General features: G+C 66.1%; 18 protein-coding genes. 10 read left to right on the forward strand and 8 right to left on the reverse strand.

Annotated features, from left to right (window positions below; all coding sequences use genetic code 11):
- Positions 1 to 91: 91 nt before the first annotated feature.
- The 6 genes from EZ304_RS05250 (at position 92) to EZ304_RS05275 (ending at position 11955) form a co-directional block, all read left to right on the forward strand.
- The gene (locus EZ304_RS05250) at positions 92 to 3040 is read left to right on the forward strand and encodes a TonB-dependent receptor plug domain-containing protein (protein WP_099554978.1); all 2949 of its coding nucleotides are present in this window, start codon (positions 92 to 94) and stop codon (positions 3038 to 3040) included.
- A 96-nt stretch (positions 3041 to 3136) separates the two neighbouring features.
- Positions 3137 to 5170: an alpha/beta hydrolase family protein gene (locus EZ304_RS05255; RefSeq protein WP_142806480.1), complete on the forward strand. Its 2034-nt coding sequence runs from the start codon at positions 3137 to 3139 to the stop codon at positions 5168 to 5170.
- Between the two features lie 170 nt (positions 5171 to 5340).
- Positions 5341 to 7443 (forward strand): M13 family metallopeptidase, encoded by a 2103-nt coding sequence (locus EZ304_RS05260; protein WP_142806481.1) that lies wholly within the window; start codon positions 5341 to 5343, stop codon positions 7441 to 7443.
- A 222-nt stretch (positions 7444 to 7665) separates the two neighbouring features.
- Positions 7666 to 9675 (forward strand): M13 family metallopeptidase, encoded by a 2010-nt coding sequence (locus tag EZ304_RS05265; protein ID WP_099554982.1) that lies wholly within the window; start codon positions 7666 to 7668, stop codon positions 9673 to 9675.
- 125 nt (positions 9676 to 9800) lie between these two features.
- On the forward strand, positions 9801 to 10295 hold the full coding sequence (locus EZ304_RS05270; protein ID WP_142806482.1) for a VOC family protein: 495 nt from the start codon (positions 9801 to 9803) through the stop codon (positions 10293 to 10295).
- A gap of 76 nt (positions 10296 to 10371) precedes the next feature.
- Positions 10372 to 11955 (forward strand): phytoene desaturase family protein, encoded by a 1584-nt coding sequence (locus tag EZ304_RS05275; RefSeq protein WP_142806483.1) that lies wholly within the window; start codon positions 10372 to 10374, stop codon positions 11953 to 11955.
- A gap of 230 nt (positions 11956 to 12185) precedes the next feature.
- On the opposite strand, the gene EZ304_RS05280 is transcribed toward EZ304_RS05275, so the two are convergent.
- From EZ304_RS05280 to EZ304_RS05310, 7 genes are all read right to left on the reverse strand, one after another.
- Complete coding sequence (locus EZ304_RS05280) at positions 12186 to 12860, reverse strand: rhomboid family intramembrane serine protease (RefSeq protein ID WP_032128229.1); 675 nt, start codon at positions 12858 to 12860, stop codon at positions 12186 to 12188.
- Between the two features lie 93 nt (positions 12861 to 12953).
- The gene (locus EZ304_RS05285) at positions 12954 to 13382 is read right to left on the reverse strand and encodes an MGMT family protein (RefSeq protein ID WP_428999715.1); all 429 of its coding nucleotides are present in this window, start codon (positions 13380 to 13382) and stop codon (positions 12954 to 12956) included.
- Positions 13289 to 14209: a DMT family transporter gene (locus EZ304_RS05290; protein ID WP_142806484.1), complete on the reverse strand. Its 921-nt coding sequence runs from the start codon at positions 14207 to 14209 to the stop codon at positions 13289 to 13291. The genes EZ304_RS05285 and EZ304_RS05290 overlap by 94 nt, the downstream gene beginning before the upstream one ends.
- A gap of 160 nt (positions 14210 to 14369) precedes the next feature.
- On the reverse strand, positions 14370 to 15728 hold the full coding sequence (gorA, locus tag EZ304_RS05295; protein WP_099554990.1) for a glutathione-disulfide reductase: 1359 nt from the start codon (positions 15726 to 15728) through the stop codon (positions 14370 to 14372).
- Positions 15725 to 16975 (reverse strand): FAD-dependent oxidoreductase, encoded by a 1251-nt coding sequence (locus tag EZ304_RS05300; RefSeq protein WP_142806485.1) that lies wholly within the window; start codon positions 16973 to 16975, stop codon positions 15725 to 15727. Before EZ304_RS05300 ends, gorA begins: the two co-directional genes overlap by 4 nt.
- A 3-nt stretch (positions 16976 to 16978) precedes the next feature.
- Positions 16979 to 18223, reverse strand: a complete 1245-nt coding sequence (locus tag EZ304_RS05305; RefSeq protein ID WP_142806486.1) for a DUF418 domain-containing protein — start codon at positions 18221 to 18223, stop codon at positions 16979 to 16981.
- A 99-nt stretch (positions 18224 to 18322) separates the two neighbouring features.
- Entirely contained in the window at positions 18323 to 18805 is a 483-nt protein-coding gene (locus EZ304_RS05310) for an FKBP-type peptidyl-prolyl cis-trans isomerase (RefSeq protein ID WP_099554997.1), read from the reverse strand.
- Positions 18806 to 18916: 111 nt separating this feature from the next.
- On the opposite strand from EZ304_RS05310, the gene EZ304_RS05315 reads away from it, so the two are divergent.
- Both EZ304_RS05315 and EZ304_RS05320 read left to right on the forward strand, forming a co-directional pair.
- The gene (locus EZ304_RS05315; protein WP_049430125.1) at positions 18917 to 19456 is read left to right on the forward strand and encodes a C40 family peptidase; all 540 of its coding nucleotides are present in this window, start codon (positions 18917 to 18919) and stop codon (positions 19454 to 19456) included.
- A gap of 131 nt (positions 19457 to 19587) precedes the next feature.
- Entirely contained in the window at positions 19588 to 20361 is a 774-nt protein-coding gene (locus EZ304_RS05320; RefSeq protein WP_053091939.1) for a C40 family peptidase, read from the forward strand.
- Between the two features lie 255 nt (positions 20362 to 20616).
- Here EZ304_RS05320 and EZ304_RS05325 read toward each other — a convergent pair whose 3' ends face one another.
- Positions 20617 to 21951: a dicarboxylate/amino acid:cation symporter gene (locus EZ304_RS05325; protein WP_142806487.1), complete on the reverse strand. Its 1335-nt coding sequence runs from the start codon at positions 21949 to 21951 to the stop codon at positions 20617 to 20619.
- A 154-nt stretch (positions 21952 to 22105) separates the two neighbouring features.
- Here EZ304_RS05325 and EZ304_RS05330 point away from each other — a divergent pair, with 154 nt between their 5' ends.
- Positions 22106 to 23812, forward strand: a complete 1707-nt coding sequence (locus tag EZ304_RS05330) for an alkaline phosphatase (RefSeq protein ID WP_099555003.1) — start codon at positions 22106 to 22108, stop codon at positions 23810 to 23812.
- Positions 23809 to 24354 carry a WG repeat-containing protein gene (locus EZ304_RS05335; RefSeq protein ID WP_142806488.1) on the forward strand — a complete coding sequence of 182 codons (546 nt, stop codon included), beginning with the start codon at positions 23809 to 23811 and terminating at the stop codon, positions 24352 to 24354. The genes EZ304_RS05330 and EZ304_RS05335 overlap by 4 nt, the downstream gene beginning before the upstream one ends.
- The last annotated feature ends 240 nt before the right edge of the window (positions 24355 to 24594 follow it).

A 24594-nucleotide genomic window follows, 5' to 3' on the forward strand; every position in this document is an offset into this window, starting at 1 on the left:
ACTGCCAACACCGGGCAAGGGGCACACGGAGACGCCCGCAAGGCAATGTCCCCGGTGTACGACGCAATCATTGGATTCAAGGGGATTTCAGATGATCAATCGCAAGTCGCTCGGCAGGCATCCGCTGAGCTTTGCCCTCGCTTCTGCCGTGCTGCTCATCGCAGCCGCTCCGGCATTCGCCCAGGACGCGGGTTCGACGCAGACGGCACAAGACACACCGAAAGAAACACCGAAGTCCAAGGCGACCAACCTGGACACGGTGACCGTCACCGGTTCGCGCATCAGCCGCGACGTGTTCAACTCGGTTTCGCCGGTGCAGGTCGTAACCCGTGAGGAAACCACCCTGGCGGGCTTCAACTCGACCGCCGCCGCGCTGCAGAGCAACAGCGTCACTGCCGGCAGCGCACAGATCAACAACTCCTTCGGTGGCTATGTCACCAATGGCGGCCCGGGTGCCAATACCCTGTCGCTGCGTGGCCTGGGCGCCACCCGTACTCTGATCCTGCTCAACGGCCGCCGCGTTGCACCGGCAGGCTCGCGCGGCTCGGTCGGCTCGGCCGACCTGAACGTGCTGCCCAGCGCGATGGTCGACCGCGTGGAAATCCTGAAGGACGGTGCTTCGTCCATCTACGGTTCGGACGCTGTGGCCGGCGTTGTCAACATCATCACCCGCAAGAACGTGGACGGTGTTGAGGCCGAGTTCCAGCACAACGCCACCGAGAGCGGTGGCGGTGACGAAACCCGATACTCGATCGTGTTCGGCAGCACCGGCGAACGCTCGCACTTCTCCGGCTCATACGAGCACTACCGCCGCAATGAAATGACCGTGGGTGATCGCAGCTGGGCCAGCTGTCCGACCGACAACCTGCGCGACATGACCGTGGGCAACTACTTCGGTAGCGGCGACTACATCGATCCGACCACCGGCAAGTCGAAGTGCTTCACGCTCGATTCCGGCGGCGTGACCATCAATACCCTGGGCACCGCCACCTTTGGTGGGTTCAACCGCTGGCGTCCGAATCCCGCCGTCACCACCGGCCGCCTGCCGGGCTATGAGTCTGTCGGCTACTACGACCGCGACACCTTCGATCCAGGACTGCTGAAGGAATCGCTGGTGTCCCCGGCCACCACCCACACTCTGTTCTTCCAGGGTGGCGTGGATCTGGGCGTGATGGGAGATGCCGAGTTCTACTACGAGTTCCTCGGCAACAAGCGCGACTCCACCCAGACCGGCTACCGCCAGCTGTCCTATGACTACTCGGTCGGCAATCCGCTGCTCGGTGACCTGGCCAACCTGCCGGCCTTCGCCCTGCCGACGGAAACGTCCAATGGCAAGAACGTGTCGGCCCGCACCTTCATCGGCTTCGGCAACGACCGCAGCAAGCAGTCGGTGGACTTCTTCCGTGCCACCGCCGGCGTGCGCGGCCGGCTCGGTTCGGAGTGGAACTATGACTTCATGGTCAGCCATGCCGACTCCGATGCGGACTACACCTTCAACACGTTCCTGACTGATCGCCTGGCACAGAGCCTGAACGTGGTGTCCGACGGCGCCGGTGGCTTCAGGTGCGTGGACCCGGCCAACGGCTGCGTTGCCGCACCGATGCTCAACGCGCAGACGCTGGCCGGCAAACTGCCGTACGAGTGGAAGAACTTCGTCTACACCCCGGTCACCGGCAACACCAGTTACAAGGAATCGACCGCGAACCTGAACGTCAATGGTCCGTTGTTCGACCTGCCGGGCGGTACCGCCGCCGGCGCCTTCGGTGTCGAATACCGCAAGGCCAAGATCGACGATACCCCGAGCATCCACTCGATCAACCGCAACCTGTACAACCTGACCAGCTCCGACCCGACCCGCGGCAGCGATTCGGTGTGGGAAGCCTACGGCGAAATCGAGCTGCCGCTGCTGTCCGGCGTCACCGCTGCCGAGGAACTGACCTTCAACGCCTCGGCCCGATACACCGACTACAAGTCGTATGGTTCGGACACCACCTGGAAGCTGGGTGGCCTGTGGACGCCGGTCAAGTGGCTGTCGCTGCGCGCCTCCTACGGCACCTCGTACCGTGCCCCGGCGCTGTTCGAACAGTTCCTGGGCGCCACCAGCGGCTTCCTGAACGCTTCCAGCGATCCCTGCAATAACTACGGGTCGCGCAATCCGACCAGCCCGCGTTACATCAACTGCGCGTCCCAGGGCCTGCCCACCAGCTTCACCGCGACCAACTCGGTACGTGTGGACTCCATCGGTGGTGGCCTGGTCGGTGCCAACCTGAAGGCCGAAACCTCCGACGCGTTCACCGTCGGCCTGGTGTTGCAGCCGGAGTTCGGCAGCGGCTTCGGTGATCTGTCCTTCGCCGTCGATTACTACGACATCGAAGTGGAGAACGGCGTTGCCCAGATGGGTGCCACCTACATCCTGAGCACCTGCTACAACGGCACCACCGGCGACTTCGCCGCCAACAATGGTCTGTGCCGCCTGATCAGCCGTTCGCCCAACAACACCCTGACCGTCCAGAACGGCTATGCCAACCTGGCCACCGACAAGGTGCGCGGTCTGGACTTCACCACCCGCTACGTTCGCGACATCGGTCCGGGCGAATTCCGCGCCAACGTGCAGGTCTCGCGGTTCCTGGAGCAGTCCGGCAAGGTGTTCGAGGACGATCCGCTGGTTGACGCCAACGGCCGGATCAACAACCCGAAGTTCACCGGCCAGCTGGACCTGACCTACAAGTTCAAGGAATGGCGTGTGCGCTATGGCATGAACTGGGTGGACAACATGTCCAGCTATGCGTACTACGAGGAAGATCCCGCAACCTCGGCGTACAAGCTGGCCGTGCCGAACTACATCACCCAGGACTTCTCGGTTCAGTACACCGCCGACAAGTGGCAGGCCACCGCTGGCGTGCGCAACTTCGCTGACAAGGAACCGCCGACCATCAGCCCGGGTGCCGGCATCTACAACACCATCGGCAATGCCCCGCTGTACAGTGGCTACGACTACTTCGGCCGTACGTTCTTCGTGAACCTCAGCAAGAAGTTCTAAGCCTGCACCACCAGCCGCCGCCCTTAGGGCGGCGGCTGTATTTTGGGGTGGGTGCAACGCCCACTCTCCCATCGCTCGGATACAGTGAGACGTAGCATGAAGCACTATCTGCTGCTGGCCGCGCTGGCCGTCGCCGCGCCGCTGCACCTCCATGCCAAGCCGACGGTCCCCACGATCGAACAGCTGGCCGCCTTCCCGGACATATCAAGTCTTTCCGTGTCTCCAGACGGTACTCAGATCGCCGGGCTTCAAGCCCGCGGCGAAGATCGCGTGATCCTGGTCTGGAAGACCGACAACCTCAGCGCAGCGCCTACCACGATCGGCGCAGGCCGCATGAAGTTCCAGAGCGTGAGTTTCATCAAGGACGGACTGCTGGCAGTCACCCTCTGGCAGCCATTCGACCTGCGCACCGACCGGGTCAACAAGACGTTCATCAGCAAGTTCTTCATCACTGATACCGAAGGCAAGCAGTGGAAGGAACCGATCAGCGTACCACGTGCCACCAGCCGCAATGAAGAACTGGAGCAGGCACTGTCCAATGCCACGGTGCTGGACACGCTGCCCAACGACCCGGATCACATCCTGGTGGTCAACGGCTCGGGCAGCAACTCGGGAGACGTCTACAAGGTCAACCTGCGCAGCTTCACATCCCAGCGCATCCAGAAGACCGAAGAACGCGTCGCCGGTTACCTCACCGACCTGAACAGCGAACTGCGCGCACGCCTGCGCCAGGACGTGGACGGTACCGGTGCCTACGTCGCCACCGAATTCCGCAACCCGGCCACCAACGCGTGGGAAGAACACTTCCGCTCGCACGTGAAGGACCGCGACATCACCCAGGTCGTCGGTTTCGCCGATGACCCGAACATCGCCTTCATCCAGAGCAACGTCGGCCGCGACAAGACCATCATCTACGAGTACGACATCACTGCGCGCAAACAGCGGGAAGTGCTGTTCGAACACAAATTCTTCAATGCGGGTTCGGTTCATGTGAACCGCTACAAGGATGTGGAGGGCGTGCCCTTCGGCGCACTGCTTGGCGTGACCTACAGTGGCCCTCGCGAGAACGAAGTTGAGTGGACCCATCCGGTATTCAAGGGCCTCAACCAAGGCGTGCGCCAGGCCCTGGGCATCCAGTCCAGCGACGTCACCTTGGTCGATCCCGCGACGGGCCAGCGCGCGACCACCCAGGCCGACACAGGCCGTGCGGTGCGTGTCGTTGACTACAGCAAGGACCTGAAGACCTTCGTGCTGGCCGTCTCTGGACCGGCCAATCCGCCTGAGTACCACCTGCTGCGCAACGGCAAGCTGACCCTGCTGGCCAAGTCCTATCCAAAGATTGATCCGGCTGCGCTGGGCGATACCAGGCTGGTCTATTACAAGGCCCGCGATGGGCTGGATATTCCGGCGTTCCCGACCACACCGAACACCGAACTGTGCGGTGCTGGCCCGTGGAAGGCGGTGGTGCATCCGCACGGCGGCCCATGGGCGCGCGACGGCATGGACTTCGATGGCTCGATGTGGGTGCCGCTGATGGCATCGCGCTGCATGGCGGTCCTGCGGCCACAGTTCCGCGGTTCGGCCGACTGGAGCCGCAAGCTGTGGATGGCCGGTGACGCCGAATGGGGCCAGAAGATGCAGGACGACAAGGATGATGGCGCCAAGTGGATGATCGACCAGAAGATCGCCCAGCCCGGCCACATCGCCATGTTCGGCTTCTCCTATGGCGGCTACTCAGCGTTTGCGGCCTCGGTCCGCCCGAACGGCCTGTACAAGTGCGCGATTGCCGGCGCCGGCGTCTCGGACATCAAGAAGATCTGGGCGCGTTTCTATACCAATCCGTTCTTCCGCCAAGCGCAGTCGAAGACCGTGGACGGCCTGAACCCGCTGGACAAGGCCGGAGAGATGAAGATTCCGCTGATGGTCTACCACGGTGACCGCGATCGTACGGTTCCCATCGAGCAGTCGGAGTGGTTCGTGAACAAGGCCAAGGGCTCGGGGCAGCCGGTCGAGTTCCACGCCATCGCCGACTATGCGCATGGGCCCGCCTGGACCCGCGCGATCATGGGTGACCAGCTCAGGTTGATCGACGACTACCTGGGCAAGGGCTGCGGCGGCGGCGGCCTGTAATCGATGCGTTACCCACGCAAGGGCGCCCCACCGGGCGCCCTTGCTCGTTCTGGCCCTTGCGCCCGGCCATGACCTTCGACACCCTTGCAGGGCAGGCCGGCGGCGTATCGTTCGGCCCACGGCCGTCCCTGCGGCCCTTCCCTGACTCACTCGGCCTGGAGGCCATCAAAGTGACCCGTACTCCCAAGATCGTGCTGCTGACCCTGGCCGTTTCGGCCGCGCTGGTTGGCTGCGGCAAGAACGAAACCCCGGCCAAGGACGCCACCGCCTCCACGCCGGCTGCCGCCGAAGCCACCCAGTACACCCTGGACGAGAGCAAGCTGCCGGCCTACAACGCCTTCCAGCCCAGCGACCTCGATACCAGCAAGGACGCCTGTGGCGCCTTCGGCGACTACGTCAACAGCAAGTGGCTGGCCGCCAATGAAATCCCGGGCGACCGCACCAGCTGGGGCGCCTTCACCATCCTCGACGAGCGTTCGGTGGCCGTGCAGCACCAGCTGGCCGAACAGGTGGCGCAGGTGAAGACCCCGAACCACATCGAGAAGATCGTCGGCGACCTGTGGGCCACCGGCATGGACGAGGCCAAGATCAACGCCCAGGGCATCGAGCCGCTGAAGGCCGACCTGACCGCGATCGATGGCCTGCAGGACAAGGCGGCCATTGCCAACTACCTGCGCACCAGCGCAGCCAAGGGTGACAACGTCCTGTTCGGCTTTGGCGCTGAAGCCGACTTCAAGAACTCGGCCGTGAACCTGGCCTACGCCAGCCAGGGCGGCCTGGGCCTGCCGGACAGCACCTACTACACCGACGCCAAGAACGCCGACAAGCTGAAGGCCTACCAGGCACACGTCGCCAAGGTGCTGGAGCTGTCCGGCGTCGCCGCTGCCGACGCTGCCAAGCAGGCCGAGGAAGTGGTCAAGTTCGAGACCCGCCTGGCCAAGGCCTCCAAGTCGCGCGTCGAACTGTCGCGCAACGTCGAGCTGTACTACAACCCGGTCACCCTGGCCGACGCCGACAAGCTGACCCCGAACTTCAGCTGGACCGAGTTCTTCAAGTCGCAGGGCGTGGCCGCACCGGAGAAGTTCTCGCTGGCCATGCCGGCCTTCCATGAGGAAGTGAGCAAGGCGCTGGGCGACACCGATCCGTCGGTGTGGCGTGCCTACCTGCGCTTCCACACCGTGGACAGTGCCTCGCCGTACCTGGCCGACGCCTTCGTGCAGGAGAACTACGAGTTCTACGGCAAGACCCTCAACGGCCAGAAGGAACAGAAGCCGCGCTGGAAGCGCGTGCTGGGCACCATTGAAAACGACGCCGGTGAAGCCTTCGGCCAGCTGTACGTGAAGGTGGCCTTCTCGCCCGAAGCCAAGGCCAAGATGGAAGAGCTGGTGAAGAACCTGGCCGCCTCGCTGAAGGAACGCATCCAGGGCCTGAGCTGGATGAGCGATGAGACCAAGGCCAAGGCCATCGCCAAGTGGGAAACCTTCACCCCGAAGATCGGCTACCCGGACAAGTGGCGTGACTGGTCGGGCCTGCAGACCCAGCGCGACAGCTTCCTGGGCAACGTGCGCGCAGCCAACGAGTTCAACTACAAGTTCAACCTGTCCAAGATCGGCAAGCCAGTGGACAAGACCGAGTGGGGCATGACCCCGCAGACGGTCAACGCCTACTACAACCCGCTGCAGAACGAGATCGTGTTCCCGGCCGCCATCCTGCAGCCGCCGTTCTTCGATCCGAAGGCCGACGACGCGCTGAACTACGGTGGCATCGGCGCGGTGATCGGCCACGAAATGACCCACGGCTACGACGACCAGGGCGCACGTTTCGGGCCGACCGGCAACATGGAAGACTGGTGGACCGCCGCTGACAAGAAGAACTTCGAAGGCCTGACCGGCAAGCTGGTCAAGCAGTTCGACCAGTACAAGGTCGACGGCCAGGCGGTGAACGGCCACCTGACCCTGGGCGAGAACATCGCCGACCTGGGCGGCCTGGCCACTGCTTACGACGCACTGCAGAAGGCCAGCGCAGGCAAGGAAGACGCGAAGGTCGATGGCTTCACCCGCGACCAGCGCTTCTTCTTCAACTGGGCCACCGTGTGGCGTACCAAGTACACCCCGGAGAACGCCAAGGTCCGCCTGGCCACCGACCCGCACGCCCCGGCGCAGTTCCGCGCCATGGGTGCACCGTCGAACCTGCCGACCTTTGCGGCCGCGTTCCAGTGCAAGGCCGGTTCGCCGATGGCCCGCAGCGGCGACCAGCAGGTGGTGATCTGGTAAGCCGCGGCTGACGCTGTTGCAGACCTGCAAAGGCCCGGGAATTCCCGGGCCTTTGTTTTTCTGGGGTGTCTTTCATCCACGCATGGCGTGGATCTACTGATCCTGGCGCTCCCCGGTCGCTGCCGACCTTGGTCGGCGAATGCACCGCGACGCGTGCATCCCGCGCCCATGCCCGGCTTGCTATAGTGCGCGCGCCCTCAATCCATCACGGATTCGTTCCACATGCCCAATTTCCGTCCGCTTGCCATCGCCCTGGGCATCAGCCTGGCGACCCTGGTCCCGACCCACGATGCGTTCGCCGCCGCCAAGAAGAAGGCCGCCCGCGCCCCGGCTGTCAGTGCCCAGTGCAGCGACTTCTATGACGCCACCAACGCAGGCTGGCTGAAGGCCAACCCGGTGCCGCAGACCGGTGCCACCACCGCGCTGGGCCAGCTGGTCGACCGCAGCCGCCAGCAGCAGCGTGAACTGCTCGACGCAGCGATGAAGGCGCCGCAGGGCAACGTGCAGAAACTGCTGGGCGACTTCTGGGCCAGCGGCCTGGACGAAGCTGCCGTGGAAGCCGACGGCTCCAATCCGATCGCCCCGCTGCTGACCCGCATCAACGCCATCAAGAAGGCCAAGGATGTGCCGGCCTCGATCGCCGCGCTGCACCAGGTTGGCATTCCCGTAGCCTTCAACTTCGGCCCCGACGTCGATCTGAAGGCGCTGGACCGCCACATCGGCTACTTCATGCAGGGCGGCATGGGCCTGCCGGACCCGGCGTTCTACACCCGCACCGACGCCGATACCGTGGCCCTGATGGGCCGCTACCGCAACTACGTCAAGCAGATCCTGGCACTGACCGGTACCCCGGCCGCCAAGCTGGATGCCGAGTCGCAATCGGTGATCGCGCTGGAAACCGAGCTGGCGCGCAATGCACAGTCGCTGGCCGGCATCAACAACCCGTTCAACAACTACGCGCCGATCTCCACCAAGGAGCTCAACAGCCGCTACCGCAACCTGCAGCTGGATGCTTTCCTGAAGGCACAGGGCGTGGACGACGACCTGGTCTCGCTGGCCGACCCGGGCCTGTTCAAGCAGCTCGACGGCATGGTCACCAAGCTCAAGCCGGACCAGTGGAAGGCCTACCTGCGCTGGCGCGTGGGCGACTCGATGGCGCCGTACCTGTCCAAGGCCTACCGCGACGCCGAGTTCGAATTCCGCGGCCGCGTGCTGCGTGGCGAAACCCTGCCGCCGCAGCGCTGGGAAGACGTGCTGGATGCGATCAACGTGGCCGCCGGCCCGATGGTCGGCCGCGAGTACGCCGCCCGCTACCTGTCGGCCGAGGACCGTCGCCAGGCGGCGTGGATCGTCGACAAGGTGCGCGAAGTGCAGATCGAAGCGGTCAAGAACAGCAGCTGGATGAGCGCCGAAGCCAAGACCGAAGCGCAGGCCAAGCTGGCCGCGCTGAAGATCGAGATCGGCACCCCGCTGCGTGACCTCGACTACAGCGTGCAGCCGATGGGCCGCGGTTCGTTCGGCGGCAACATGCTGATCGCTTCGACCTGGCGCCATCGCGAGGAAATGAAGCGCATCGGCAAGGGCAACGCCGACCGTCGCTGGGACGTGCTGCCGCAGCAGCCGTCGCTGGCCTACGACCTGGCGCAGAACCGGCTGATCGTCACCGCCGCGATCCTGCAGGGCCCGGTGTTCAACGCCAAGGCCGACGCCGCCGACAAGTTCGGCAGCTTCGGTGGCCTGGTCGGCCATGAGCTGACCCGCGCGATCGATGCCAAGGGTGCGCTGGTCGATGCCAAGGGCGAGCTGCGCAGCTGGTGGACCCCGGCCGACAAGACCGCCTGGACCCTGCTCGGCAACCGCGTGGCCGCGCAGTACAGCGCCTACGACTTCCCGGGCGTGAAGGGGGCCAAGGTCAACGGCACGCTCACCCAGGAAGAAAACCTGGCCGACATCGCCGGCCTGGAACTGGCCTGGGCCGCGTACACCGCGCAGGAGCCGAAGGCCAAGCAGGCTCAGCAGCAGGGCTTCTTCCGCGCCTGGTCGGCGCTGTGGGCGCAGCAGCTGGCACCGAACGAGGCCGTGCGCCGCCTGACTGCTGACATCCGCGCACCGGGCCTGTGGCGCAGCAACGGCACGCTGGCCAACCTGCCGGCGTTCGGCGCTACTTTCAGCTGCAAGGCCGGCCAGCCGATGCAGCGCAGCGAAGCCGAGCAGATCAAGGTCTGGCGCTGAGCCAGCTGCCACACGGGTAATGCAGAGGGCGCCTTCGGGCGCCCTTTTTTTTGCGGGTGCAGCACGATCCCGGGTTAACACCCGGCGTGCTATCGCTGCGGCTTCGTCCATCGCGGAGACCCGACATGGCACACAAGAACACGATCTGCATCTGGTATGACAACGGCGCACTCGAGGCCGCCACCTTCTATGCCAGCTTCCTGCCCGACAGCACGGTGACCGCCGTGCATCACGCACCTGGCGACTACCCCGACGGCAAGGAAGGCAATGTGCTGACCGTCGAATTCACCGTCTGCGGCATTCCCTGCGTCGGCCTCAACGGCGGCACCGCGTTCAAGCACAGCGAAGCCTTCTCCTTCCAGATCCAGACCGAAGACCAGGCCGAGACCGACCGCCTGTGGAACGCGATCGTCGGCAACGGTGGCCAGGAGAGCCAGTGCGGCTGGTGCAAGGACCGCTGGGGCATTTCCTGGCAGATCAGCCCGCGCATGCTGATCGAAGCGGTGACCAGCAAAGACAAGGCACTGGCCAAGCGCGCGTTCAACGCGATGATGCCGATGAAGAAGATCGACATCGCCACCATCCAGGCCGCAATCCAAAAAGGGGACGGAGGGGATTAAGTCGTTTCTCCCCATCGCCGCTGGCCCCGTGCCAATTGCGACTTAATCCCCTCCGTCCCCTTTTCCCGAGGTGTTGATGTCCTGGGATGTGATCATCATCGGTGGTGGCCACAACGGCCTGGTCTGCGCGGCTTATCTGGCGCGCGCTGGCAAGCAGGTACTGGTACTGGAACGTCGCGGCGTCCTTGGCGGCGCTGCAGTCACCGAGGAATTCCATCCCGGCTTCCGCAACTCGGTGGCGTCCTACACGGTGTCATTGCTGCAGCCGAAGGTGATCGACGACCTGCAGCTGCATGCGCATGGGCTGCGCATCGTCGCGCGTCCGGCCAACAACTTCCTGCCATTGCCCGACGACCGCTACCTGTTGTCGGCACCTGGCCGTACCCGGGCTGAAGTCGCGAAATTTTCCGAACGCGATGCGCAGGTGCTGCCAGCGTATGAAGCGCGTCTGGAGATCTTCGCCGACGTACTGCGTGCGTGGGCCCTGCGCGCGCCGCCAGACATCGGCATTGCAGGTGGCTGGCGTGCCCTGCCCGCGCTGTGGCAGATGGGCCGTCTCGGCCGCGAACTGTCAGCGCTGGATGCTTCGCTACGCCAGGAACTGCTGGACCTGTTCACGCTTTCGGCAGCGGAGTACCTGGACCGCTGGTTCGAGAGCGCCCCCATCAAGGCGCTGTTCGGCTTCGACGGCATCGTCGGCAACTACGCCAGTCCGTACACTCCGGGCAGCGCTTACGTGTTGCTGCACCACGTGTTCGGCCAGTGCAATGGCGTGAAGGGTGCATGGGGCCATGCAATTGGTGGCATGGGCGCGATAAGCCAGGCCATCGCCAGCGCGGCGCGCGAGGCCGGTGCCGAACTGCGGGTGGACGCCGGCGTGCAGCGCGTACTGACCGAACAGGGCCGCGCAGCAGGAGTGGAACTGGCCAGCGGCGAAACCCTGCGCGCCCGCGCGGTGGTCGCCAACGTCAATCCGAAGCTGCTGTACGAGCAGCTGCTGGAACCGGCGCAGGTGCCCGCCCCCACACGCGAACGCATGGCGCAGTGGCGCTGCGGCTCGGGTACCTTCCGGATGAACGTGGCACTGTCGCGGCTGCCGGAGTTCAGCGCCCTGCCCGGCCCCGGCGATCACCTCAGTGCCGGCATCATCATGGCGCCCAGCCTGGACTACATGGATCGCGCCTGGCTGGATGCCCGCCGCGATGGCTGGTCACGCGAACCGATCGTGGAAATGCTGATTCCCAGCACGCTGGACGATTCGCTGGCGCCGCCTGGCCAGCATGTGGCCAGCCTGTTCTGCCAGCACGTGGCGCCGGTGCTGCCTGATGGGCGTCACTGGGATGACCACCGCGAGACCGTGGCCGACCTGATGATCGCCACCGTTGAACGCTATGCGCCAGGTTTCGCTGACAGCGTACTGGGCCGCCAAGTGCTGTCGCCGCTGGATCTGGAGCGTACCTTCGGCCTGATCGGTGGCGACATCTTCCACGGTGCGCTCAGTGCCAACCAGTTGTTCTCGGCACGGCCGATGGTCGGCCAGGCCGGCTATCGCGGTGCCCTGCCCGGGTTGTACCTGTGTGGGTCGGGCACCCATCCCGGCGGCGGCGTCACCGGCGCACCGGGGCACAACGCTGCGCAGGTGGTGTTGCAGGATCTGTAGAGCCGCGCCATGCATGGAGGCGCGTGCACCCCGTCGCCTGCGTTACCTGCTGTTGGTAGGTGCCAACCTTGGTTGGCACAAGGCAGCAGAAGCGATTGCCCACAGGCCTTGGCATCAACCGGGTCATATGATCCGAGACGAAGCGTGCCAACCAAGGTTGGCACCTACCCGCGTGGGAGAAGGTGTGCCGACCAACGGTCGGCACCTACAGCGTCAAATGATCCTTCGGATCATTTGACGCTGCGCAGATGGTTCGGGCGCTTCGGCGGGCCCGGCGGGCGGCGCTTGTTGAACGGCGATTGCCCGCGCCAGTAGCGGATCAGCAGCCAGCCGAACAGCATGCCGCCCAGATGCGCGAAGTGGGCCACGCCCGGCTGCCAGCCGGTCATGCCCAGCACCAGCTCACCCACGCCGAACAGGATCACGAAGGTCCGCGCCTTCATCGGGATCGGCGGGAACAGCAGCATCACCCGCTGGTTCGGGAACAGCATGCCGTAGGCCAGCAGCAGGCCGAACACGCCGCCGGAGGCGCCCAGCACCGTCGCCGGGTTTTCCAGCAGCGTACCCACCAGCAGCTGGCAGACACCGGCACCGGCCACGCACACCAGGTAATACAGCAGGAAGCGCTTCTCGCCCCAGGTCTGCTCCAGTGGTGCGCCGAACATGAAGACCGCCAGCATGTTGAAGAACAGATGCCCGAAGCTGCCATGCAGGAAGCCATAGGTCAGCAGCTGCCACGGCTGGAAATTACCGCCCGGCGAGAACGCGTCGAAGCCCTGCTGCAGCGGTTGCAGCATGAACGGCTCGAAGGTCTGCATGCCGAGCAGGAACGGCTGCTGCAGCAGGAACAGGATCGCGTTGGCGATCAGCAGGGCCTTGGTGACGGTAGGCAGTCGCGGGAACATGGGAGCACCGGCATGGAACAGCCTCCATCATAGCCGCAGCACCGTGTCTTGTTGGCGACCCGCAGGCGTGGCCCGTTCAGTCGCCAGCGGCGCTCAGCCGGGTCCCCACACGGCCGCATCCAGCGCCGCGGCCGGATCGGTGGGCGGCATACGCACCCGGCCCTTCTCCACCACCACGCCCTCGGCGCGTAGCCGCTGTGACTGCTCTCGCCAACCGGCCGACCCTTCTTCCATGGCAATGCGCCCGTCCGAGCGCAGCACGCGATGCCAGGGCAGGTCGGGATCGTCGTTCTGGCCCAGGATGCGAGCGGTCAAGCGCGCACGCCCCGGCAGGCCGGCACGCATCGCCACCTGGCCATAGCCCATCACCTGCCCCGGCGGGATCGCGCGGATCACCGCCAGGATGCGCGCACGCGCCTGCTCCGGCGTCAGCGCCGCAGGCGGGTCACCAGCAATACGCCGATCAGCACCAGCACGGTGCCGGCGATCTGCGCCGGCCCCATCGGTTCGTCGAGCAGCCATAGGCTCATCACGATGGTGGAAACAGGGCCCAGCATACCGACCTGCGCGGCCAGCGACGAACCCACGCGCTGCACCGCCAGCATGATCGCCAGCACCGGCAGCACCGTGCACACGGTGGCATTGACCAGCGACAGCCACTGCACCGGTGGCGGCGCCTGCCACAGCAGCGGCAGCGGATGGGTCACCGCAAAGTGCAGCAGCACCAGCACGCTGGCCACGCAGCTGGCGTAGGCGGTCAGCCGTACCGCGCCGATGCGCGCCACCACCTGGCCGCTGCCGAACAGGTACAGCGCGTAGCTGAGCGCACTGCCCAGTACCAGCAGGCTGCCGACGATGATCTGCCCACCCTCGCGCTGCAGGTCATGGCCGAAGGCCAGCAGCACGCCCAGATAGCTCAGCACCAGCGCGCCGATCTGCCAGCGGCCGGGGCGCTGCCGCGCCAGCAACACGTTGATCAGCAGCACCAGGGTCGGATTCAAGTACAGGATCAACCGCTCCAGCGTGACGCTGATGTACTGCAGGCCCTGGAAGTCGAGCAGGCTCGACAGGTAGTAGCCGGTGAAACCCAGCCACAGCACGCGGGCGCGGTCGGCCCAGGACAGCGGCTCGGCCCGGCGCGCGGCCCACAACGCCATCAGCGCGAACAAGGGCAGCGCCATCAGCATGCGCAGCGCCAGCAGCGTGGTGGCATCGACGCCATGACGCAGGCCGAGCTTGACGATGATGGCCTTGCCGGAGGCGGCGATGGCGCCGATCGCGGCCAGGCCGCTGCCCCCCAGCGCGATGCGTGGGGAAGCGGTAGCGATACGGGAGGCGGGGCTGGACATCAGGACGACGGCGGGCCGCATAGGGCGGCCCGGAAACGCATGGGGGCACCCATTATCGCATGGGGGCGCCAGGTGACCTGTAGAGCCGAGCCTGCGCTCAGCTGCACCATGTCTGCACGGAACGCAGCCGAGCATAGGCTCGGCTCTACAACCGCCCAGCTCAGCGCATCAACACCACTTCTTCGGCAGACGTCGGATGGATCGCCACGGTATCGTCGAACTGGGCCTTGGTCGCGCCCATCTTCACCGCCACCGCGAAACCCTGCAGGATCTCGTCGGCCGCTTCACCCAGCAGATGGATGCCCACCACCCGCTCTTCCGGGCCCGCGCAGACCATCTTGAACAGGCTGCGCTGGGTGCCGTTGGCCAGCGCTTGCAGCATCGGGCGGAAACGGCTGTGGTACACGCTCACCTGATCGAAACGGGCGCGCGCCTCTTCTTCGCTCATGCCCACCGCGCCCAGCGGAGGATGCGAGAACACCACGCTGGCTACGTTTTCATAGTCCATCTTCGACTGCGGGCGGCCGCCGAAAAGGCGATCCATCAGGCGCCGCGATGCAGCCACCGCCACCGGCGTCAGGCCGACCTTGCCGGCGATGTCACCGACTGCATGCACGCTCGGCACGCTCGTGGTCTGCCATTCATCCACCTCCACCTGTTGATGCTCTCCGATCCCGATGCCCAGCGCTTCCAGGCCCAGGTCACGACTGTTGCCGCGACGACCGGTGGCGAAGAACACTGCGTCGAACACGCTGTCGATCGGGCCGTCATGGCCGAACGCACGCACGCGTTCGCCATCGCGCTGCAGTTCGCGCAGGCGGTAGTCGAAATGGATGCGCACGCCCTGCTGCTTCAGGTTCTCGGCCAGCTGGTCGGTCAGCTCGTAGTCGAAGCGTTCCAGCAAGCGCTTTCCGCGCACAAGCAGGCTCACCCTGCTGCCCAGCGCCTGCAGCAGGCCGGCCAGTTCCACTGCAATGTAGCCACCGCCGATGATCGCGACCTCGGCCGGTGCCGCGCGCAGATCGAAGAAGTCATCGGAAACCAGGCCCAGTTCGGCACCGGGAATATCCGGGCGCAGCGGGTGCGCGCCGGTGGCGATCAGGATGTGTTCGGCGCTGTAACGCACGCCATCGCTGCAGGCCACCGTATGCGCATCGAGCAGATGGCCACGCGCCGGAATGCGCACCACGCCGGTTTCATCCAGGCGCTTGTGGTAGCTGACGTGGATATTGCTGATGTAGGCCTGGCGATGGATCACCAGTTCCTTCCACGACAACGCCGGGCGTGCCTCGACATCGAAACCCATCGCACTGGCCAGGCCGATGCGCTCGTGCAGGTCGGCCGCCAGCCACATCGCCTTCTTCGGCACGCAGCCAACATTGACACAGGTACCGCCCAGTTCACCGGGCTCCAGCATCGCCACGCGCTTGCCATGCTGCGCCGCGCGGATCGCACCGGCCAGGCCGGCGGAGCCACCGCCAAGGACAATCAGGTCGTAATCATAGGGTGCAGTGCTCATCGGAATCGCTCGGGTCGGTAAGGGGCAGGATCGATCGCTGGGGTGCGGCCGCAGACGAGATCGGCGATCAGCTGGCCGGTGCCGGCGCTCATGCTGATGCCGAGCATGCCATGCCCCGCTGCAAGCCAGACGTGAGGATGCGCGGGTGCACGGCCGATCAATGGCACGTCGTCCACGCTCATGGGGCGCCACCCGCACCACTGCTCCTGCAGCTGCGCACCGCGTGGCGCGCGCAGGTAGTGGTCGGCGGCCTGCTGCAAAGCCTGCAGGCGGGCCGTGCGCAGCTGCGGATCGGCACCGGCGAATTCCATGGTGCCGCCCAGCCGCAGTGCGTCGCGCCAGGCGATCACGAACACGGAATGGTCTTTCAGCACCACCGGGCGCTGTGGCACCTGCGCCGGTCGCGACCAGGTCAGCGAGTAGCCCTTGCCGGGCTGGATCGGCACGCGCAGATCCAGTTGCCGTGCCCAGTCGCGCGACCACGGCCCGGTGGCCAGCACCAGCTCACGTGCCCGCAGGGTCTGCCCGCCAACCTGCACGCGTACCCCCTGTGCATCGTCGCTGAAGCCCTGCACGTCCTTCTGCTCGTCGATCATCACGCCCTGCGCGCGCAGTACACGCGCCAGCTCCGCGGTGTAGCGGTCCGGCCGCAGCTGCGCATCACCGGGAAAGTGGATCGCGCCGGCCAGACGGTCGTGGAAGGCCGGATTGGCGCGTGCATAGCCGGCCCCGTCGATGCAGGCCGTGGCGATACCCTGCCTGTTCAGTGCTTCGCACTCGGCCGCGTAGTGGTCGAAGTTGCGCGCATCGCCGAACACATAGTCCAGCCCGCGCGTATCGAATTCGCATTCCAGTGCATGCGCCTGCACCCAATCGGCCAAGCGCAACCGCGAGTCGTTCAGCAATGCACCCCGTGCCCGCGTGGATTGCAGCCAGTCACGCGCGTTGCAGCGCGCACCGAACTGAAGCAACCAGCGCCACAACGCCGGATCCAGCCGGGTGCGCACATACAGCGGCGCGCGCGGATCGAGCATCCAGCGCAATGCGCGCAGTGGCACGCCAGGCGCAGCCAGTGGAGGTGCATGGCTGGGGGTAACGGTGCCGCAGTTGCCGTGCGAGGTTGCCGCACCAATGCGGCCACGCTCGATCACACGCACCTGCCGGCCCTGCGCGCACAGTGCGAGCGCGGCGGCCAGACCGATGGCACCGGCGCCCACCACGATCACATCCTCGCGCGCGCCCAGCATCGATCAGCCCTGCCCGGCTCCGCGCCGCATCGGCGGCCACTGCCGGTAGGTCATCGCGCGCCACAGCCATTCCATCGGCCCAAAGCGGAAGTGGCGCAGCCAGACGTGCGAGATGCCCACCTGCACGGCGAACAGCAGCAGCGCGAACAGCAGCTGCACGCTGCGTGGCATCATTTCGAACGCGCCCAGGCCGTAGTGGTAGAACAACCAGGTGCACAGCAGGGACTGGCCGAGGTAATGGGTCAACGCCATGCGCCCGACCGGCGCCAGCCAGCCCAGCCGCGCGCGCCAGTGCACGATCCAGGCCAGGTAGCCCAGGCACATCGGCAGGCCGCCGATCGTCAGCAGCGCCATCGCCGCCGTCACCGGCAGATCGTAGGCACCCGGCGCCAGATACGGCTTCCAGGCAACACTCAGCAGCGTGATCAGCAGGCCGAGGGGCAGCGCCACCCAACGCAACACCGCATACAGCCGCGGGAAGCGCTCTGGCGCCGACAGTGCACCGCTACCGGCAAACCAGCTGCCGATCAGGAACATGCCCAGCACTTCCGGGCCGGTGATCAGCAGCGCCCCCATCGACGTGCCAAACTCATGCAGTCGCTGCACGGTGGCCTGCATCCAGCTGCCGTGCCCGTACACCTGGCGCTGCAGATCGATGCTCTGCTGCGCCTCGGTGAGCATTCCGCGCACCTCGTCCGCCGAGGCCATCGACACCATCGCGCCGACCAGCAGCATCATCGCCACGCCGCCGAGGTAGAGCGTCGCGCCCATCCACGGCAGCCAGCTGCGCGGCGCCTCGCGGCAGGCCAGCAGCGGCAACGAGACCAGTGCGTACAGCACCAGGATGTCGCCGGACCAGACCAGCAGCGCGTGGCACAGGCCGATCAGCAGCAGACCGGCACTGCGACGCAGGTAGAACGGGGTGAAATCACGCCCTGCCAGCTCGGCGCGTTGCGCCATCACCGCAAAGCCGGCGCCGAACAACAGCGAGAACAGGGTGAAGAACTTGCCCTGCACGAACACATAGACAAAGGCATCGGCCCAGTAGTCGATGCCATGCCAATGCACGTCGATGGCAGTGAACGCCAGGTCCAGCGGCCCGCTGAAGGCCTCGATGTTCATCAGCAGGATGCCCAGCAGCGCGGCACCGCGCAGCACGTCCAGCACGGCGATGCGTTCGCCGGAGGCCATCGGCTGCAGGGAAGGAGAAGCGGCGTTCACGGGGCATCCGTCGGTCAGGTCCACCATTATGCCGCCGGCCCGCGCGCCGTGGATGGGCGCGCCGTATTCCAGAAACGCAACGGCCCGCCGAAGCGGGCCGTTGCTGACATCACGATCGCGCTGCGATCAGTGGTGGTGACCACCGTCGCCGTGGACGTGGCCGTGATCGATCTCTTCCTGGCCGGCTTCGCGCACATCGACGATTTCCACGTCGAAGTGCAGATCCTTGCCAGCCATCGGGTGGTTCAGGTCCACGTCGACGACGCTCATGCCGACCTTCTGCACGGTCACCGCACGCGGGCCGAAGTTGGTCTGCAGCACGACCTGCTGGCCCGGGGCCAGCTTGGTGTTGCCGAAGTGCTTCTTCGGCACGCGCTGGGACAGGCCCTCACGGCGCTCGCCGTAGGCGTCGGCAGCATTGACATCGACGCTGAAGGTCGCGCCGGCTTCCTTGTCCATCATGGCGTTTTCCAGGCCCGGGATGATGTTGCCGTGGCCGATCAGGATCGCCAGCGGCTCGCCGCGGTCCTTGGACGATTCGATCGGCTCCTGGCCGACTTCGGAAACGGTGTAGTGGAAGCGGACAACGCGGTCTTTTTCGATCTTCATGCGCAACTCTGTCTGGATCTGCCGGAGGCAGGCGGGTTGGGGCGGGTTGTCGCCCGGCGGGGACGCCGCCATCATGACGGCCAATCCAAGGTGGCGCATTATCCGGAGATCATGCACATCACGCCAGTTTCGTCCGGCCTGCGCCGGCTTCTCGCCCCGGCCCTGCTGCTGGCCCTGCCCCTGCTGATGACCGCCTGCGGCGGTGGCAAGGCCACCCGCCCTGCACCGCCCCCGCCAACGGCGAACTGGCCGAAGACCGTGCCGGACAACCCGGAGGCGGCCAACTCGGTGCTGATGCGCGCCATCAGCCTGGTCGGCACCCCCTACCGCTATGGCGGCAACACCCCCGATTCGGGCTTCGACTGCAGCGGCCTGGTCGCCTATGTCTACCGCGAGATGCTGGACCTGAAGCTGCCACGTACTTCGCGTGACCTGGCGGCGGTACAGGGTCCGAAGATCGATCCGCAACGCCTGGCCACCGGCGACCTGGTGTTCTTCGGCAGCCGCGGCAGCGTCACCCACGTTGGTATTTATGTAGGTGAAGGGCGTTTCGTGCACGCGCCAAGCACCGGTGGCACCGTGCGGCTGGACTCGCTCAGCGGCCCCTACTGGAAAGACCACTACACCGGCGCGAAACGTGTCCTTCGCTAAAATGAACAGGCGATATGTTCAAAACTGTGACGCTGATCACCTTGAAACTAACGGATTACTAACGGAATTTTTAACTTATCCGCGCTTTTACAGGGCATGATGCCCCATCGTTTTTTTCCTGTGACCGACGCGTGACGACTGACGACCTGAAAAGCGAAGGCCAGACTTCCGTATCTTCACGCAGTGCCCGCCCGTTGTTGCTTGGCCTGGCACTGTGTCTGACCAGCCTCCCGGCCTGGTCGCAGACTGCTCCGAACCGTTCCGATGCAACCCCGGCCCCGGTGGCCGAGAGTACCGCCCGACCGGCCGCCAAGGCCGAGGCTGCCGCTCCGCAGCGCAGCCGCGTCGACGCCGCCGCCAGCGCTACCCTGGCCGCCCTGCTGCCGCACCTGGCCGCCAACGACACCATTCCGCTGATGGACCGCTCGGCCGTGGTGGCCGGTGACCTCAGCCGCCTCCTCGCCAACTACGACACCAGCAGCGCTGCCAATGGCAGTGTTGTCGGCACCGCGGCCGACAACGGCAAGGTGCAGTCGCTGCTGCGTCGCGCGATGACCCTGCTGGGCACCCCGTACCGTTGGGGCGGCAGCAACCCGGACAGCGGCTTCGACTGCAGTGGCCTGGTCGGCTACGTGTTCCGCTCGGCCCTGGGTATCGAGCTGCCGCGCGTCTCCCGCGAGATGGCGCACGACGACAACGCCGAACTGATCAACGACCGCACTGCGCTGGCGGCGGGTGACCTGGTCTTCTTCGGCCGCAAGGGCCGCGTCGACCATGTCGGCATCTATGTCGGCGATGGCCGCTTCCTGCACGCACCGAGCTCGGGCAAGGACGTCCGCGTGGACACCCTGCTCAGTGGCTACTGGGGCAACAAGTTCATGCAGGCCCGCCGGGTCGACCTCTGACCCGCTGGCGCTACGGCGCCGCCTGACACGAGAAAGCCGCTGCCCTGCAGCGGCTTTTTTGTTGAGCCCGCGCAATGGTGGGTAGCTGCCGACCTTGGTCGGCATCGCCCTCATCCACGCATGGCGTGGAGCTACTGTCCTCTGGTGGGTGCCGACCTTGGTCGGCACTGCTTCCACCCACACGCATGGCGTGGATCCACCAGGAGAAAACAAAAAGCCCGCCGGTCAGGGCGGGCCTTTCATCTCCACGCAACCTCAGGCGCGTGGCGGTGTCGGGTCCGGATCGTCCACGCCGACATTGCTGGACGGGTTGTCATACACCGCCTGGTCGAGCAGCCCGGTTTCCTTGGCCACGATCACCGGCACCAGCATCTGGCCCGTCACATTCGTCATCGTGCGCATCATGTCCAGGATGCGGTCGATGGCATACAGGTAGCCGATGGTTTCCAGCGGCAGATTGGCTGCGCTCAGCACCACCGTGGCCATGATCACCGCGGTGCCCGGCACGCCGGCGGTACCGAAGCTGCCCAGCACCGAGGCGATCAGCACCACCACGTACTGTTCCGGGGTCAGCGGCACCCCGCTGTACTGCGCGATGAACACCGCGCACAGCGCCGGGTAGATCGCACCGCAGCCGTCCATCTTGATGCTGGCACCCAGCGGCACCGCGAACGAGCCGTAGTCCTTGTTCACGCCCAGGTTGTGGGTGATCGAACGCAGCGCCACCGGCATCGCCGCGAAGCTGGACGAGCTGACGAAGGCCACCTGCATGCCCGGCGCCGCGCCGCGGAAGAACTTCAGCGGGTTCAGGCCGTGCGCCAGCAGCAGTGCGCTGTAGACCACCACGATGTGCAGGGCGCAGGCCACGTACAGGGCCAGCACGAAATGACCCAGCGGCAGCAGCTTCTCGAAGCCATAGCTGCCGACCAGGCCGGCGATCAGGCCGAAGGTGCCGATCGGGGTGACTTCCAGCACGAAGCGGGTCACCTGGATCATGATGTCGCTCATCTGGCCGACCAGCTTGCGCGCCTCGGTCACCTTCTCGCCCAGCTTGACGATGGCAAAACCCACCAGGCCGGCGAAGAAGATCACCGGCAGGATCGAACCACGCCCGGCGGCCAGCACGGTTTCACCCGCGGCATTGACCTTGGTGCCGATGCCGGACAGCGCATAGAAGACATTGGCCGGCACCACGTCCAGCAATACCTGCACCACGCTGGGCACTTCGCGCGGCACATAGTTGCTGGCCATCGACAACTGCAGGCCACCCGCGCCGGGCTGCAGCACCGTGCCTACGGCCAGGCCAACGCATACCGCCAGCGCGGCGGTGATCACGAACCACAGGAAGGTGCGGCCACTGAGCGCGGCGACCGACTTCTGGCCGTGCAGCGACGAGATCGCGTTGATGACCGCGAAGAACACCAGCGGCACCGCGATCATCTTGATCAGGGTGACGTACAGCTCGCCGAGCGGGCCGAACCACGTTTCCGCGGCCGGGCCGAGCGCCCAGCCGGCCAGCGCGCCGAGCACGAAGCCACCGACCACGCGCTGCCAGAATGGAATCCGCAGCCAGGCAGAGACCAGCTTCATAGGCAATCCAGAGGGGAAGGAAGGGATGCTGGCACGATAGCCCAAGGCGGCCCGCAGAACGACCGCCCGGCCGGCAAATCAGTGTGTCATCGGCGTGCCTTGCGGCACCGGGCATAATGAACGTCCCGTTACAGTTTGTGAGATCCCAGCGTCCATGCGCCGTTCCGTCTCCCTGTTGGCCGCCTGCGCCACCACCCTGCTGCTGGGCGCCTGTGCCAGCACCACCCCCGCCGCTGCCCCGACCGGCCTGAAGGTCGCCGTCGACCCCGTCGCCCATCCGGCCGGTGAGACGCCGCAGTGGTGGTACCGCAGTGGCGCCGCCCAGGCCGCCGCCAACGGTGCGATGTCCGGCAAGGCCAAGAACGTCATCCTGTTCCTCGGTGACGGCATGAGCCTGACCACGGTAGCCGCCTCGCGCATCTACGAAGGCCAGCAGAAGGGCGGCTCCGGTGAAGAGAACCTGCTGTCCTGGGAGCGCTTCCCGGCCACGGCGTTCAGCAAGACCTACAACACCGATTCGCAGACCCCGGATTCGGCCGGCACCATGACCGCCATCACCACCGGCGTGAAGACCCATATGGGTGCGATCGGCGTCAGTGCCGGCAGCCGCACCGACTGCGCCGACAGCCTGTCCAAGGGCCTGCTGACCTGGCTGCAGCTGGCCGACAGCGCCGGCCTGGCCACCGGTGTGGTGTCCACCGCGCGCCTGACCCATGCCACCCCGGCGGCGACCTATGCGCACTCGCCCGAGCGCAACTGGGAAAACGACACCGACCTGACCGACGCGGCCAAGGCCGCAGGCTGCAAGGACATCGCCCAGCAGCTGCTGTCGACCTCGCGCTATGGCCGTGGCCCGCTGGTTGCCCTCGGCGGCGGCCGCGGTGAATTCACCACTGTGGAAGAGCGCGATCCGGAGTACGACGACAAGGTCGGCCAGCGCCTGGACGGCCGCAGCCTGGTGCAGGAATGGCAGCAGGCACACCCGCAGGGTGCCTACGTCTGGAACAGCAAGCAGCTGGCCGCCGCCGCGAACGCGCCGGCCATCCTCGGCCTGTTCGAGCCGGACCACATGCGCTACGAGTACGAGCGCCCGCAGGATCCGGGCGGTGAGCCGAGCCTGGCCGAACTGACCGCCGCAGCGATCAGGAATCTGGCCAAGCACCAGGAAGGCTACGTGCTGATGATCGAAGGCGCGCGCATCGACCACGCCAACCACAGCGGCAACGCCTACCGTGCGCTGACCGAGACCGTGGCCCTGTCCGACGCGGTGCGCGTGGCCAACGAACTGACCTCGGCCGACGACACCCTGATCATCGTCACCGCCGACCACTCGCACACGCTGAACTTCGTCGGCTACCCGGCGCGCGGCAACCCGATCCTGGGCAAGGTGAAGGACAAGGGCGGCGAAGATGGCGCCGGCAAGCTGGATTACGCGCTGGACGGCACCGGCCAGCCGTACACCACGCTGAGCTATGCCAACGGCCCGGGCCATACCGGCAGCAGCAACCAGCAGCCGGCCGGCCCGAAGCGCTACCCGCACAACCCGAGCAGCTTCGAACCGGCCAACGGCCGCCCGAACCTGCGCGAGGTCGACACCGAGCATCCGGATTACATGCAGGAAGCGCTGGTGCCGATGAAGTCCGAGTCGCACGGCGGCGAAGACGTCGGTATCTGGGCACGCGGCCCCGGCAGCAAGGCGATCCGCGGCACGCTGGAACAGAACGCGATCTACCACATGATCGTGCAGGCCACGCCGGCCCTGCGCGAGCGCCTGTGCCAGGCCGGCACCTGCGATGACAAGGGCGTGCCGGTTCAGCTGCCGGCACCGACGGCCTTCGAGCGCAAGGCCGAGGCCAAGTGATCGCACGGCAGGCCCGCCCTGCCCCTGCCAGCGGCCGCTTCGCGCGGTCGCTGGCCCTGCTCGGCGTGCTGGCCAGTTCCAGCGCGCTGGCGCAGGCACCGGCGTGCAAGCTGCTGACCGACGAACACGGGTTATGGCCGCTGCCCAACTGCGAAGTGGTCGACCACCGGCCGAAGATCCAGCCGGACACGCTGAAAGACCTGAACTTTGATGACCACGGCCTGGCCGTGGTGTATGCCGACCAGGGTTTCCATTACGTCGACCGCAAGGGCCGCAGCCTGCCGGTGCTGACCTGGGACAACGGCCCGGAGACACCGGAGGAAGGCCTGCTGCGCGGGCGCGTCGGCAATCGCGTGGGCTACTTCGATCTGACATTCCGCCAGGTGGTGCCGGGCACCTTCGATTTCGCCTGGCCGTTCCGAGATGGCGTGGCCGAGGTCTGCAACGGCTGTCGTCGCGGCACGCCGGATGGCGATGGCCACACGCCGATGGAAGGCGGAGAGCGGTTCCGCATTGACCGTTCGGGTCGTCGGGTGAAGTAGGTTTTCGGCAGGGCTGCGCCCTGCACCTGCAGACGCAACGGCAACGGCCGAAGCAACAGCAACAGCATGCACTCCGTGGGATGGCGGGGCACTGTGGGTTTGCGGGGACGCCGTAAACCCGTCCCTGGGGGCTTGGTCGCCGCATCCATGCAGCTCACACCCCGCAAACCCACAGTGCCCGCCTTCGACAGATTCCGGCGGCTGTTGGTAGGTGTCGACCTTGGTCGCCACATCTGTCAG

The organism is Stenotrophomonas maltophilia, assembly GCF_006974125.1.
GTDB lineage: Bacteria > Pseudomonadota > Gammaproteobacteria > Xanthomonadales > Xanthomonadaceae > Stenotrophomonas > Stenotrophomonas maltophilia_O.

Bases quoted from the DNA above. Each gene is read 5' to 3' on its own strand.
- EZ304_RS05250 (WP_099554978.1), top strand. From the start codon at position 92: ATGATCAATCGCAAGTCGCTCGGCAGGCATCCGCTGAGCTTTGCCCTC.
- EZ304_RS05255 (WP_142806480.1), top strand. From the start codon at position 3,137: ATGAAGCACTATCTGCTGCTGGCCGCGCTGGCCGTCGCCGCGCCGCTG.
- EZ304_RS05265 (WP_099554982.1), top strand. From the start codon at position 7,666: ATGCCCAATTTCCGTCCGCTTGCCATCGCCCTGGGCATCAGCCTGGCG.
- EZ304_RS05270 (WP_142806482.1), top strand. From the start codon at position 9,801: ATGGCACACAAGAACACGATCTGCATCTGGTATGACAACGGCGCACTC.
- EZ304_RS05275 (WP_142806483.1), top strand. From the start codon at position 10,372: ATGTCCTGGGATGTGATCATCATCGGTGGTGGCCACAACGGCCTGGTC.
- EZ304_RS05280 (WP_032128229.1), bottom strand. From the start codon at position 12,860: ATGTTCCCGCGACTGCCTACCGTCACCAAGGCCCTGCTGATCGCCAAC.
- EZ304_RS05285 (WP_428999715.1), bottom strand. From the start codon at position 13,382: ATGGCTGCTCGACGAACCGATGGGGCCGGCGCAGATCGCCGGCACCGT.
- EZ304_RS05290 (WP_142806484.1), bottom strand. From the start codon at position 14,209: ATGTCCAGCCCCGCCTCCCGTATCGCTACCGCTTCCCCACGCATCGCG.
- gorA (WP_099554990.1), bottom strand. From the start codon at position 15,728: ATGAGCACTGCACCCTATGATTACGACCTGATTGTCCTTGGCGGTGGC.
- EZ304_RS05300 (WP_142806485.1), bottom strand. From the start codon at position 16,975: ATGCTGGGCGCGCGCGAGGATGTGATCGTGGTGGGCGCCGGTGCCATC.
- EZ304_RS05305 (WP_142806486.1), bottom strand. From the start codon at position 18,223: ATGGTGGACCTGACCGACGGATGCCCCGTGAACGCCGCTTCTCCTTCC.
- EZ304_RS05310 (WP_099554997.1), bottom strand. From the start codon at position 18,805: ATGAAGATCGAAAAAGACCGCGTTGTCCGCTTCCACTACACCGTTTCC.
- EZ304_RS05315 (WP_049430125.1), top strand. From the start codon at position 18,917: ATGCACATCACGCCAGTTTCGTCCGGCCTGCGCCGGCTTCTCGCCCCG.
- EZ304_RS05325 (WP_142806487.1), bottom strand. From the start codon at position 21,951: ATGAAGCTGGTCTCTGCCTGGCTGCGGATTCCATTCTGGCAGCGCGTG.
- EZ304_RS05330 (WP_099555003.1), top strand. From the start codon at position 22,106: ATGCGCCGTTCCGTCTCCCTGTTGGCCGCCTGCGCCACCACCCTGCTG.